A 12,919-nucleotide genomic window follows, 5' to 3' on the forward strand; every position below is an offset into this window, starting at 1 on the left:
GCTGGGGAGGCCGAAAGGACGCGCCCAATGGCCCGAATGCCGGTGCCGTTGAGATACATCTGAACGGCCTGCGCTTTTGTCTGAGCGCTGAATTTAGGGGCGCGATCAGTAAAGTACCGACCACACTCCTTACAGCTAAATCGCTGGTAACCCGCCTTGAGACCGCGCTTGACCGTGGCAGTGCTAGAACAATCTGGACAATCCATCTCAAACCCTCCGGCAAATCACCCCCAAGCAGTCAAACTAGAATCCCAAATGAGCAAGTTGTAAACAGTCCCCTAATAGGGGGAGGGATGGCATTGAGCCGGCCGCGTAGCCGCCACAAACACCGGCCGACCCCTCCCTCGCTTGCGGGGGAGGTTGGGTGGGGGCGACCATGCGTGACCAGATCAAGTTTGCACAAAGCCTAAGGCGCAACCAGACCGACGCTGAACGCCAGTTTTGGGCGCTGCTTTATCCGTGGAGAGAGCAGGGAATACACTGGCGGCGGCAGGCGCCTATTGGCCCATACGTGGTCGATTTCTGCTGCAGGCGGATAAAGCTGGTTGTCGAGATTGATGGCGATAGCCATTCATCCGACGCGGAACTTGTGCACGACGCGACGCGGACGGCTTATCTCGAACGCCAAGGTTTTACGGTTCTCCGCTTGACCAATGTTGACGCGTACGAGAGCCTTGAGGGTGTCTTCAGTGTGATGTGCCGCGTTCTTGGCACCCCCACCTAACCTCCCCCTAGTAGGGGGAGGGATGGCATCGAGTGTGTCTGGGTAGTGGTGACGGCCACAGGCCTAGCCCCTCCCTCGCTTGCGGGGGAGGCTGGGTGGGGGGAATGCAGTTGCAGGTCAGCGCTGCGCAGGGTTGCCAGTGGTGAAGCGCTTTAGACACAGAAGATGTTTCGGGCGTGTTGTGCCGAGTGCCCGCTCCCCCTCAGGAAGGGGGAGAGATCGCATCGAGGCGGTCGCCCGTGCCGTGAAACTAGCCTAGGCTCGCGCCCGTAGGGTTGAGCACTCCGCTATCGCGGTTGCAGAGATACGCGCCCTTCTTCGTGAAAGCGAGCGATCGTGATAGCCCGCCGGTAAATGGCGAGAGCTAGCTTTGCAAATACTACAGGTCGGTCAGCGCAAATAGCCTGAATATGATCCAGGTTAGGAAGTCCAGATGCTCTAAAGATCTCCATGGACATTTTATGAGCGTGCGCTTCCATTACATCGTTGCTGAAATTTAATCTCTTCTTGCCAAGAGCGCCTTCGCGTTGGAGCGTAGAGTAAAGATTTTTGGAGACTTCGCGTAGGTGTTCGCCTCCATCGCCGAAATCTTTGATGATGTTATCTACTAGTCTTAGCGGGCCCGCGTCCCCCCTAACGTCAATCCGTCCGGGCGACGCATATTGTATGCGGGACACCCTCAAGGGATAGGTATCGTTTGCCGCCTCACCGAGGTCTTTAAAGCTGTTGCGGTAAGAACCGCCACCTTGAAACGAATATGAGGTCAGTGCTGCTTCAAGCTTCTCTTCCGCTAAAGCATTATCATCGGCCACGTCCGCAATCGCGAATAAGGAATACAAGTCGGATAGTCTTGCGTAAAACCTAGAGAAGTCGGTGGTCGTCCATTTGCCGTCGATGAAATAGGTGTGGGTCGCGGATATTGATTCTTGTTGGTTGATATATTTTTGCGTGTGGTTTCTTGAGAAGAATCCTGATTCAGGAATGTATTTTTCTCTAGTTTCTTGAACTGACTGAATGTATTTTAAGTGAAAGTAATCATTTTTTGTTTTTGCAATGTCGAAGACATAAGTTCTTAAAGTGGACTTTTTCTCCATTAAATATCGGAGGTCAAAGTACTCGTTCAGGTAAAGTGTGAAGTCCTTTTTTGAGATGCCACTTGCAAGGAAGGGGATATCATAACCGGAAATTTCGTCATCGATAGGGACACAAATATACATCCCTCCCTTATTCGATTCCAAAAGGACCACCTGCGGTCCGTCGTATTCGACAAGCGTCTGGACGTATTTAGCGTACGCGCTGGGAAACGAGACTTTAATCGCCATTTTATGCTTCCTCGAAACCCAGTACCTTCGGCTGTGGTGCGTGCTTGAAAGCCCAAAGATGGAAGTGAACCGTATCAGCGTCATTCGGCGCTACGACACCGTTGTCATTGTCCAATTCAACGCGAGCGAAGAAACGGTATTTCCGTTTCAGCTTTTTTAAGCGGAAGAAGTCGCGAGCGCGCCGCAGAGGATCATCTTCACTCTCATCGTACGCCAATAATGAACACGAAGCCCAGCCGCATTCGTCGACCGTCACTGGTCTAGGCTCTTTAAGCTCAAGTTGTGAACAAAATGTATTTGGAGTTATTTCTGTATCTGGAACCAGCCTTAGATAGCGGCCTGGTCTGGGCGCTGCAACCGCAGGCGGGCACTGGTGCGGTAGATCGATCTTCCACGTTGTCAAATTACTATCCCCCCCTTATTTTTAGAGGTGGATACGAAATTTATAGAAAACTAACAAGTAGATTTCAGTCGTGCAGTAATGTCGTCATTCGTTGTTCATGTTAGCTTTGTATTGGCAAAAACAGAACTGCGATATGTATGTGCGGCTGAAATACAAAAATACTTGGCAATAGCTATATGTTCTAGATATTCGGCGCGTTGCCGCGGCATAGTGCGTCGATCACTACCTTTCTAAGCCTCCATTGGGTCGACGCCGTCCAGCGCGTCCAGTTCCATCTCCCGCAGGCGTTTTACTTCGTCGCGCAGTCTTGCGGCTTTTTCGAATTCGAGGTTGGTGGCGGCTTCGCGCATTTCTTTTTCGAGGTCTTTGATGACCGTCGCAAGGTTGTCGCCGGTGACGATCTTTTCCTTGCCGTCCTTGGTCTTGCCAATCGAGATGGTGACGTGGTCGCGGTCGGCGACGCTGTCGGTGATGTCGTTAATGCGTGCCTTGACCGACTGCGGCGTGATGCCGTTGGCGAGGTTGTATGCGACCTGTTTTTCGCGACGGCGATTGGTTTCGGCCAAGGCCCGTTCCATTGAGCCCGTCACCTTATCCGCGTAGAGAACCACGCGGCCGTCGACGTTACGCGCGGCGCGGCCGATGGTCTGGATCAGTGAGGTTTCCGAGCGGAGGAAGCCTTCCTTATCGGCGTCGAGAATGGCGACGAGACCGCATTCGGGAATGTCGAGACCTTCGCGGAGCAGGTTGATGCCAACCAGAACGTCAAAGGCACCAAGGCGAAGATCGCGAATGATTTCAATACGTTCGATGGTGTCGACGTCCGAGTGCATATAGCGGACGCGAATGCCTTGCTCGTGCATGTACTCGGTGAGGTCTTCCGCCATCTTCTTGGTGAGAACCGTACACAGCGTACGGTAGCCGGTTTTGATGGTTTGGCGGATTTCGTCGATGACGTCGTCGACCTGATGGGTGGCCGGGCGGATTTCCACTGGGGGATCGATGAGGCCCGTCGGGCGAATGACCTGTTCGGCGAAAACGCCGCCGGTCTGGTCCATTTCCCATGAGCCGGGCGTGGCCGAGACATAGACAGACTGCGGGCGCATGGCGTTCCACTCCTCGAAGCGGAGCGGGCGATTGTCCATGCAGGAGGGCAGGCGGAAGCCGTATTCGGCAAGGGTCGCCTTGCGGCGCAAGTCGCCACGATACATGGCGCCGAGCTGGCCGATGGTGACGTGGCTTTCGTCGACAAAGACGAGGGAATTGTCTGGCAGGTATTCGAAGAGGGTCGGTGGCGGCTCGCCCGGCTTGCGGCCGGAGAAGTAGCGCGAATAGTTTTCAATGCCTGCGCAGGAGCCAGTGGCTTCCATCATTTCGAGATCGAAGAGGGAGCGCTGTTCGAGGCGTTGCGCTTCGAGGAAGCGACCAGCGCCGTTGAGTTCCTGCAGGCGCGCGGCGAGATCGGCTTTGATCTGCTTGATCGCCATGTTCATCGTCGTGCGCGGGGTGACGTGGTGAGAATTGGCGTAGACGCGGATGAAGGTCAGGTCGGCAGATTTTTTGCCTGTTAGAGGGTCAAACTCGGTGATCGCCTCGACCTCATTGCCGAAGAGGGAGACGCGCCAGGCAGCAGCTTCATAGTGGGCCGGGAAGATTTCGACCGTATCGCCGCGCACACGAAACGTGCCGCGGACGAAGCCGGTATCGCCGCGCTTATATTGCAGGGCGACGAGCTTGGCGAGCAGCTGGCGATGGTCGATGTTTTCGCCTTTTTGCACGTCGATGGTCATGGCGGTGTAGTCTTCCACCGAGCCAATGCCGTAGATGCAGGAGACCGAGGCGACGATGATCACGTCATCGCGTTCGAGGATCGCGCGGGTGGCCGAGTGGCGCATGCGGTCGATCTGCTCGTTAATGGTCGACTCTTTTTCGATATAGGTGTCGGTGCGCGGGACGTAGGCTTCCGGCTGGTAGTAGTCGTAGTAGGAAACGAAATACTCGACGGCGTTGTCCGGGAAGAAGCCTTTGAACTCGGAATAGAGCTGGGCGGCCAAGGTCTTGTTGGGCGCAAGGATCAGCGCGGGGCGCTGAGTGCGGGCAATGACTTGGGCAGCGGTGAAGGTTTTGCCCGAGCCGGTAACGCCGAGCAGCACCTGATCGGTTTCGCCGTTCTCAATGCCTTCCACCAGCTCGGCAATCGCCGTGGGCTGGTCGCCGGAGGGCGTGTAAGTGGTGTCGAGGCGGAAGGGCAGGGAGGCGCCGCGTTTGGCCGGACGCTCGGGCCGATGCGGCATCCAGGGGGCCGAGCCTTCCACTTCTTTACGGCCATGCAGAATGATCTGCTCCAGCGCCTTCACCGTTGCGGTGACGCCGACGGTGGTCGCATTGGAGACGTCTTCGTTGTTGCGGGCCTTGTTCTTTTTGACCGAGGCGTTGAGCTGAGCGCGGATATTTTCTTGCGCTTCCTCATTCGCCGGCATGTTGGCGGGCATGTGATTAAAGCCGGCCTGTGCGGCTTCCCCAAGCCCCGAAAAATCGACACGATCAACGGCGTTGATCTTCGTCTTAGACGTCTTTTTCGACATGCCGGTAGCGGTGTCGTGGCTGGCCTTGGTGGTGCGGCGCTTTTCGAGGGCAGTGAGCTTTTTGGCGGCAGCTTTTTCGGCCTTTTCAGCTTCCTTGGCAGCGGCCTTTGCTGCAGCGTCCTTCTTGTCGGCCTCCGCCAAAGCCTCGCGGTCCATGCGGACTTTGTTCTTCATGCGCTCGGCATAAAGCGGCTTGCTGGCGGCAATGTCTTCGGCCTTTTCGATCTCGGCGAAAAACTCATCGATGGAGAATTCAGCTTTACCGGGGCGAGGAGATTTGTCGGCCATAGGAAACCCTAAACTGAACGTGGCGCAGAGGCGCTGCCGGAATGGGCGGCGATTCTGAGTTTTTCACCGATGATGCGATGGCACTGATATGGGACGTGTAGCCAGCAACTTCAATATTGATGTCAGTGTAGCTGCGAACGAACAGAGAGGGAACCATGCTGCTGACAGGGTATGTCAGGAAGGGCGTGCGGTGTCTTGTCGAGGCGTGAGAGGTGGCGAGCGGCCACCCCCAGTGCGTTAGCGCCGCGCAGACTTGTGAGCGCGGGCGATGTTGGCAATTAATTCGGTGCGCGTTTGATGGGCGTGGGCGCCCCAAGCGGGTTGGCCGGGGCCGAGACACGCCACGACTGGAACAGCGGGCTGTTTTCGACGCTGCCAAAACGCAAATCATTATAGAGGCGGGTGGCGAGGTTTACCGCATCGCGAAAATCGCTGGAGACGGGGAGAGCGTGGCGGTTTGGCGTGCCTTCGGGGCTGGCGAGACCAAGCAGGCGCGGTGCTTGAATATTGGTGAAGGCGGAAGCGACACGGGAGCGAGGCAGGTGCTTTTGGCGCAGACGTGAATGGAGCGGTTGAGGGCTTTGGGGGCACGAGGCGCTGTTGATATTGGATTTTCCCGCGCCTGAATTGGTTGGTGGCGACGTTTAAAGGGGAGAGAAAACATTTCACTGCAACGATTTAAGTCACCGGAACTCGAGAACTCGGCTGGAGCTTGTCATTTTTGCAGCTGAAGGGAGCGATTTTACCCATGCCGCAGTTCCAACCGTACTGTCGCCGCGCGAACAAGATCGTTCGCGCATTCGCACATAGTCTAGCGCGTGTGGTGCTGGGAGGGATGGTGTTTGGCGCCGTATCAGTGGTGCCGAGCGTGGCGTATGCGACCGTAACCTATTCTCCAGATCCCGTTTATACAGGAAACAGTTCGGTTACTTTTACTCATAGCAGTTTTGTGGACGCAAATTGGTACTATATCGGGCAGGACCTCTACAATGAACTCGCGTGGGATGAAGCCGAGAGTGTCGGGAACCAAATCACATTCAATCTGACGTTTGCTACGCCGGGCGACTATGAACTAGAAATTTATCACGGCGATTATGGTACCGAGTTTGTAACTGTTACGGTAATCGAGCGCCCTGTAAGCCCGCCAGAAAATACTGAGCAGGTCAGCACAGCTGAGCAGATCAGTTCAGACTTGGTGCAGGCCCGTGGTCGTCAGCTCCACGCAGGGCTGTTCAGCGGGATGCTGCAGCAGCGTCGGCAGATGTCGGCAGCGCGTACGCCCGGTACGATTTCCATCAATCCGGCGGGCAGTGGTGTGGCGATGAATTTTGCCGCCAGCACACTGGCTATGACTGCTGCGTCGCAGGCGGTGACTGAGTTGGGTCAGACTGTCGTTGTTGACGATCAGGGTGCGAACTTCTGGATCGACGGGGATATGAATGTTTATGCCCGCGACAATGGCGGCGGGTTGCAGTGGGGCCAGGCTGGCCTTGTTGGGGCCGGTGTTGACGTTTTGGTCGACAAGAACCTGCTCGTTGGCAGCGTGCTCTACGGCGATTGGATGAACGACAAATCCGATAGCCAGAACACGACAGGGGCCGGCTTCCTCGTGGGCCCTTATGCTTCCGCTGAAGTTGCGCCAAACGTCTTTTTTGACGTAGCGGCGCTCTACGGGAAGAGCTGGAACACGCTGAAATTCGATGATTTCAGCGGTGACTTTTCGACGGACCGTGTGCTTGCCCGAGCCGAACTTCGTGGCAATGTCGAACTGGGTGAGGGCACGCGTTTCCGTCCGAACACTACGCTGTTCTATATGCGCGAGAATATTGCTGGTTACAGCGTTTCAAACGGCGCAGGCACCACCCAGAACGTCGATGCAAACGTGCAGCAACAGTTGACCGCGAGTGCCGGTGGCCGGATTGAGCACAGCTTTGACGCGGGCGAAAATTGGGTTCTGACCCCGCATGTAAGTCTCGATCTGGGCATGGTTGGAACCAACGGTGCGTGGAGCCAGATGATCCAGGGCGGGATTGGCGCCGAACTGGTTAGCGATGGTGGCATCAAAGTGGTGCTCGGCCTTGATGGCAACGCAACTTCGGCTGGGGCCCGTAGCCTCGGGGCGTCGGCTAAGATTAAAGCGCAGTTCTAATCGCCAAGAGTGGGAAGTTGCGACGGGTACTGATCAATGATCGGTACCCGTTTTCTATTGGTGTAACCGTCTTGGCGACGTCAGTTCTTCCAAACGATGTAGGAGAATAGCAGCACGCCGACGAAGGTGATCATTGATCCGCCCGCCACGAATGGCACCATGGCCGCATTGCCGGCAAGCAAGAGCGCGAGCGCCAACGTCATGATCACGACGCCGACGACGAAGATCCAGAATTGAGCGCGCACCAGTTGGCCAGTGGCTTTGCTCGGATTGAGTGCAAAATAGATGCCGAATAGTGCTGAGGTGACCCAGCCCACCAAGTTTAAGTGCGCGTGGGCGCCGGTGAAGCGATGGTCGGTGCTGATCGACATATAAAGGCCAAAGCAGATGCCAATGATGAGAAATATGACGGCTATGCGGAAGTAATGCTGAGATACCAACGGCAATTTATATCCTCCCTGTGCACGCCCGATTGTTCGGTGCGTCGCCGCGCAAGCGTAGTGCGGCGCAAAGGGCTGGTATATAGGGATATTTCTGGATTGGTATTGGGAGAATGCCTGCCGTAGCAGGCATCCTATGGGGAGATTAATCCAGCAAATTGGCTGGGACTGTACCGCCATTGGCCTTGAGCTGGCTGATCACCTGCTTGTGGAGCCAGATGTTCATGGTGGCGCTGTCGGACTTGTCGCCGGTGTAGCCAAGTTCGTCGGCAAGCTCCTTACGAGCGGTCAGCGAGCTATCGATGCCAAGGGCCTTCATGAGGTCGACGATGGACGTCTTCCAATTCAGCTGCTGGCCAGACTCAGCGACTGCCGCGTCGAGAATGGCCGCAACATCAACACTGGCCTGCGAAGCTGCGCCGGACGCCGGTGCGGATGCACCTGAAGCTGGTGGCGCTGCATTCGCATGGGCGGTGCCTGCTGCGAGGTTTTCGCGGGTTGGTGTTGGCGCGACAGGTGTAGAATCTGTGGTGCCGACGACGCTACCGTGATGCGAGGCCTTGGGGTCTAGGCCCTGCGGTGCGCTGGTTTGTTCGGTCTTAGGGGCACCAAAAATCTTCTCTTTAATGGCGTCAAAGAAACCCATCGTAATCCTCCATGTTGTTTGGCCGTCGCGACGTCGAAGTTGCGAAGGCGGTAAAGACAGAACGCCCCACCCTAGAAATGGTAACGACGGGAGGGGAGATATTTTGGCTAGGCTTGGCACTCAGGTCAGAAAAAAGCGCGCCCTCGGCGCGCTCATCGGTTTGGTTCTGAACGAGGCACTTAATAGACGCGGAGCGAGGAGAGGTTGCGGGTCAGATAGCGGCTAAGACGCGGTTGGCTCTCGGTGATGCGCTCGCAATAGGATTGGAATGTACGGTCCCGGCATAGCGCGGCGCTGGTTGGTACGATGACGCGAACGGAGGTCACCCGATTGTCCCAACCCGAGAGGCCGAGATCGCGCACAGTATTGCCCGATGACAAGCAGAAATAGGCGCCGGTATAATTGGCACCTTCGTAAAAGCACATCTCGCCGTTCGAGAGATCCTTGGCGGGAACATTGAGTGCCACATCGCGTGTGGTCGTGCCGAAATCGATCTTGCCGATGTTGGTCCAACCCCGACCGGTAGGACCGTCGACCACGCACCAGTGCTTTTGGCAGCGGAGAACTTTGATCGGCGCGATACCAGCGATTTCCCCGGTGATGGCGTATTTCGTACCCGGACCAGTGCGAAGCTCCAGCGTTGATTTACTCCACGCGTGGCTACCCGAAAGTGCGTGGGCGGAGCTTGGGGTGGCCGCAAGCAAGCTCGCGAAAACAGCAAATGCAACAGCGTAAACAGAGCGCATTAGGACTATAGATCCGGATTGATTTTCGTCACCTTATCTGGAAACGATTGGTCTGAAAAGGGAAACGCCGCCCCGAGGGGCGGCGTTTGATTTGGGAAATCAGCGGATCCGGATTGAGGCGATGTAATCGTCAAAATCACCCAGAGAAGAGGCGCTGGTCGTATAGGTACGGCAGCCCCGGAAATTGCGTTCCGAACAGACTTCAATCGTGTAGCGGCCCGGATTGTCGATCGAGGAGATCCGATCTGTCCAGCCACGCAGATCGCGCTGCGCATCACCCGGCTGCAGACAGAAGCTGTCGCCACGGAACTGCGTGCGATCAAAGAAGCAGATGTCGTCAGCAACTGGCTGTGGCATCGGCTGTGGGCGCGGAGGACGCGGCGGAGGCACCGGCATTGGGCGCGGCGGTTCTGGGCGAACGACCGGCGGCTGTGGCCGCTGATTGCCATTGCCAATGCTGATGGATGGACCGCCAGGAATGGTGATGTCGAAATTGAAGCCTGGCTGGTTATTGTTATTCGGGCGGTTTGGCGTGTTGCCGCCACCTGTTGGCTGCAAATATTGGGCAGAGACCCAACCAGAGGTGCGGCCGGTATTGATGTAGCACCACGAGCGTTCACACTGCTGCACATCCACGCGCTGGCCCTGAACTGCCACGGCAACCACACCGTAATTTGTGCCTGGACCGCTGCGCACGTTCACATTGGTTGTGACAGTGCCGGGGGCTGCCTGGGCATCAGGCATGAAGACAACGACGGCTGCGGCGGCAATGGCGATGCCCGTGACGAAGTTGAGGAGGCTCTTACGAGTCTTGCTGTGCATAGTGACTATCCCCTTACAAAGCCCATTGGTCCGGCTCTGCTCAATATTGTTTGGTCACCAAACGGATCGGCCTTCGGAGGGTTCCGACGATTTTGTGACTGCTGTGACGAAGTCTGCGGAGACTCGTTATGTGGAACAGATAACAGTAATGCGTCTGAACGCTAGCTGAACGCTGTGTTCAACTTTGCGGTTTCACCGTAATTCAGATCTTTATTATTTTTACTTAGCAATTCTCGAATTTTTCGAGAGACCGGCAAGAATCGTCAAAGACAATCCTCTGTCGGCAAGAAGCGCCTTACAGCCGCGCCGGTTGGGCCTCGAGCAAGCGAGGTTCAGGCGCAGTTGGGCGGTCCAACGGGTGAGGCGCGGGGATGCGCGCCGGCGGAGCGCCGGGATTACCTTTATTGTTCAGCGCGTTGGCGAGCGACAGAAGGTCTGGTTCATAAATCCAGCCTGCGCGAGTGCCAATGCGGACTGCGCACCATTGTTGGGTGCATTGAAGACCATCTATGCGGTCGCTGGTGCTGATGAACTCAAGAATAGCGTGGTCTCGGCTTGGGCCGGAATGCACGGCGACCATCTCTGCTGCATTGGCGCTGTTTGCGAGCAGCGTAAGCAGAAATGCGGGTAGGATGGCGGCGAGCCGGATTGAGATGGGTTTCATGCCATCAAAACCCAGCGCGTAAGCCAGAAACCATGAAACGGCACTTTCGCAGCGTTTCATGGCTTTGATTATTCGGCAGGAATGGCGCGCTTCTCGCCATTTTCATCGAGTGCGACATAGACAAAGCGCGCTTCGGTGACCTTCTGGCGGTCTTCGTGGCGTTCGCGGCGCACCCATGCTTCCAGAGCTATTGTGATCGAGGTGCGGCCAACGCGTTCGACTGTGGAGTAGACGCACAGGACATCGCCGACCTTGATTGGCGCAATAAATGTCATCGCTTCGACCGCAACAGTCACGACGCGTCCGCGGACCCGTTCGACCGCAGCGATAGCACCGGCAATGTCCATTTGGCTCATGACCCATCCGCCGAAAATATCGCCAGCAGGATTAGTATCCGCTGGCATGGCCAAAGTGCGGATTGTGAGCGTTCCCGTAGGCTGAGTGGCAGAGTCATTCATATTCTTAAGGACCTTTAGGCGGCCAACGGCCGACGGCTTCCTCCCAATGCTTACGACATAAGGAGAGATAGACAGATTTTTCAATAGACACTTGGTCGCCTGCGGTGAGGACGCGGCCGGACATGTCCTGGCGCACGACCATGGTCGCCTTGGCGCCGCAGGTGCAAATGGTGCGGATTTCGCGCAGGATATCGGCGATGGCGAGCAGCTCCATCGAGCCGGGGAAAAGCTTGCCTTGGAAATCGGTGCGCAGGCCATAGCACATGACCGGGATTTTCAGCCGGTCCGAGACCCGCGCCAACTGCCAAACTTGATCGCGCGTCAGGAACTGCGCTTCATCGACGAAGACGCAATCGACTTTGGCCGCTTCGTGCTGATCTTTGACCGATTGGTAGACATCGTCCTCCGCAGCGTAGAGCTGAGCAGGTTCGGAAATGCCGATGCGGGACGAGATCAAGCCTTCGCCGCCATCGGCGTAAAGTGCGGATGTGTAGAGCAGCGGATTCATGCCGCGTTCACGGTAGTTATACGCCGCCTGCAAGAGGAGGGTAGACTTGCCCGCGTTCATCGCCGCATAGGAGAAATAAAGCTTAGCCATGTTTCGAGTCCTGCTGCGGCCCTGATTGGGATAGCGATAGACCTCAGGGCGGCTGGGCGAAAGCCTAAGAGTGCTGGCTTCAACAGGTGAGTGGGAGAGCGATGGAGAGGCTGATTTTACGGGCGGCGCGGGAGGATGACCTTCCGGACTTGTACAAATTATTCTTCCGCTCGTGGATTGCCCACTGGGGGCCGCATGTCAGTGTGACCTCGCGCCAGACATTTTTGCTTGGACGTCCGGGGGATAGCTATGCTCGCCAGTATTGGACCAAGTTCACCGTGGCGGAGCGGGACGGGGCTCTGGTCGGGATCTATCACCTTGAAGGCGGGTTTCTTCACGCCATCCATGTCGCGGTCAACCATCTGGGAACCGGGGTGGGGCGGCTGATGATGTCAGATGCAGAACGGCGTGGGGCGCGTCGGCTGGAAGTGCGCGAATTTAACGACAGGGCGCGTCAATTCTATCTCCGGCGCGGCTGGGTCGAGCTTTACAATGAGCCGGGCAGCGAGATGGGCTCGCCCTGTGTCACGATCACCATGGGGCTGGATCGGCCAAGTGAATAGCGGGCCGAGGGGAACGAGATCAATTTCCCAGATGTTCAGTTTCAGTTCAGCCGTGGCGCACTAGACCTAAGCCAATGATTTTGGAGTGTGAGATGAACCGATTTGCTCGATACGCCTTGGGTGCTGGCCTTGCGCTTGCTGCGGCCACCCCTGCTTTTGCGTCGCCGGTCGGCACATGGGAAATTGAAATGCGCGACAGTCGCTATGAGGCGACGATGTGTGGCGATGGCACTCAACTTTGCGTTCGATTGATCTGGCTGGGTAATGGCGCTGAGCAGCAGCCGGAAAATATCCCCTATCTCAATCAGTTGATTATCAACGAGGCCAAGCAAACCCGACCGGGCGAATGGAAGGGGCAACTCAACCTCTATGGCCACAAGGCGGCAGGCACGATCACGCAGGTGAACGAGAACCAGATTACGCTGCAAGGCTGCGTGCTGGCGGTGTTTTGCAAGTCTTACGAGATGTATCGCTATAACGGGTAGGGTCTTGTTCTGTATGAGGCACCCCA

At 56.6% G+C, this 12,919-nt stretch carries 13 protein-coding genes and 1 pseudogene; 4 read left to right on the forward strand and 10 right to left on the reverse strand.

Annotated elements, in window-relative coordinates:
- Positions 1-376: 376 nt before the first annotated feature.
- Positions 377-724 carry an endonuclease domain-containing protein gene (locus JHC09_RS03020; RefSeq protein ID WP_199530768.1) on the forward strand — a complete coding sequence of 116 codons (348 nt, stop codon included), beginning with the start codon at positions 377-379 and terminating at the stop codon, positions 722-724.
- A 287-nt stretch (positions 725-1,011) separates the two neighbouring features.
- Here the strand turns inward: JHC09_RS03020 and JHC09_RS03025 are convergent, their stop codons facing one another.
- The 3 genes and pseudogenes from JHC09_RS03025 to uvrB all read right to left on the reverse strand — a co-directional run.
- Positions 1,012-2,046: a hypothetical protein gene (locus JHC09_RS03025; RefSeq protein ID WP_199530769.1), complete on the reverse strand. Its 1,035-nt coding sequence runs from the start codon at positions 2,044-2,046 to the stop codon at positions 1,012-1,014.
- 1 nt (position 2,047) lies between these two features.
- The gene (locus JHC09_RS03030; RefSeq protein ID WP_199530770.1) at positions 2,048-2,302 is read right to left on the reverse strand and encodes a hypothetical protein; all 255 of its coding nucleotides are present in this window, start codon (positions 2,300-2,302) and stop codon (positions 2,048-2,050) included.
- 413 nt (positions 2,303-2,715) lie between these two features.
- A pseudogene (gene uvrB / locus JHC09_RS03035) lies at positions 2,716-5,190 on the reverse strand (excinuclease ABC subunit UvrB); the annotation flags it as partial.
- Between the two features lie 880 nt (positions 5,191-6,070).
- Here uvrB and JHC09_RS03040 point away from each other — a divergent pair.
- On the forward strand, positions 6,071-7,471 hold the full coding sequence (locus JHC09_RS03040; protein WP_199530772.1) for an autotransporter outer membrane beta-barrel domain-containing protein: 1,401 nt from the start codon (positions 6,071-6,073) through the stop codon (positions 7,469-7,471).
- Between the two features lie 80 nt (positions 7,472-7,551).
- Here the strand turns inward: JHC09_RS03040 and JHC09_RS03045 are convergent, their stop codons facing one another.
- From JHC09_RS03045 to JHC09_RS03075, 7 genes are all read right to left on the reverse strand, one after another.
- A complete protein-coding gene (locus JHC09_RS03045; protein ID WP_169196503.1) occupies positions 7,552-7,917 on the reverse strand; it encodes a hypothetical protein in 366 nt (121 codons plus the stop codon).
- A 139-nt stretch (positions 7,918-8,056) separates the two neighbouring features.
- The gene (locus JHC09_RS03050; RefSeq protein ID WP_199530773.1) at positions 8,057-8,557 is read right to left on the reverse strand and encodes a DUF3597 domain-containing protein; all 501 of its coding nucleotides are present in this window, start codon (positions 8,555-8,557) and stop codon (positions 8,057-8,059) included.
- A 179-nt stretch (positions 8,558-8,736) separates the two neighbouring features.
- Complete coding sequence (locus JHC09_RS03055; RefSeq protein WP_199530774.1) at positions 8,737-9,303, reverse strand: peptidase inhibitor family I36 protein; 567 nt, start codon at positions 9,301-9,303, stop codon at positions 8,737-8,739.
- Positions 9,304-9,402: 99 nt separating this feature from the next.
- A complete protein-coding gene (locus JHC09_RS03060; RefSeq protein ID WP_199530775.1) occupies positions 9,403-10,125 on the reverse strand; it encodes an SH3 domain-containing protein in 723 nt (240 codons plus the stop codon).
- 295 nt (positions 10,126-10,420) lie between these two features.
- Positions 10,421-10,789 (reverse strand): SH3 domain-containing protein, encoded by a 369-nt coding sequence (locus JHC09_RS03065; protein WP_199530776.1) that lies wholly within the window; start codon positions 10,787-10,789, stop codon positions 10,421-10,423.
- 68 nt (positions 10,790-10,857) lie between these two features.
- The gene (locus tag JHC09_RS03070; protein WP_169196498.1) at positions 10,858-11,247 is read right to left on the reverse strand and encodes an acyl-CoA thioesterase; all 390 of its coding nucleotides are present in this window, start codon (positions 11,245-11,247) and stop codon (positions 10,858-10,860) included.
- 4 nt (positions 11,248-11,251) lie between these two features.
- The gene (locus JHC09_RS03075; RefSeq protein ID WP_199530777.1) at positions 11,252-11,845 is read right to left on the reverse strand and encodes a thymidine kinase; all 594 of its coding nucleotides are present in this window, start codon (positions 11,843-11,845) and stop codon (positions 11,252-11,254) included.
- Between the two features lie 149 nt (positions 11,846-11,994).
- Here JHC09_RS03075 and JHC09_RS03080 point away from each other — a divergent pair, with 149 nt between their 5' ends.
- Together JHC09_RS03080 and JHC09_RS03085 are read left to right on the forward strand one after the other, a co-directional pair.
- A complete protein-coding gene (locus JHC09_RS03080) occupies positions 11,995-12,408 on the forward strand; it encodes a GNAT family N-acetyltransferase (RefSeq protein ID WP_199530778.1) in 414 nt (137 codons plus the stop codon).
- A gap of 92 nt (positions 12,409-12,500) precedes the next feature.
- The gene (locus tag JHC09_RS03085) at positions 12,501-12,893 is read left to right on the forward strand and encodes a DUF2147 domain-containing protein (protein ID WP_199530779.1); all 393 of its coding nucleotides are present in this window, start codon (positions 12,501-12,503) and stop codon (positions 12,891-12,893) included.
- Positions 12,894-12,919 lie beyond the last annotated feature (26 nt).

This window comes from Devosia sp. MC532 (assembly GCF_016461625.1).
Classification (GTDB): Bacteria; Pseudomonadota; Alphaproteobacteria; order Rhizobiales; family Devosiaceae; genus Devosia.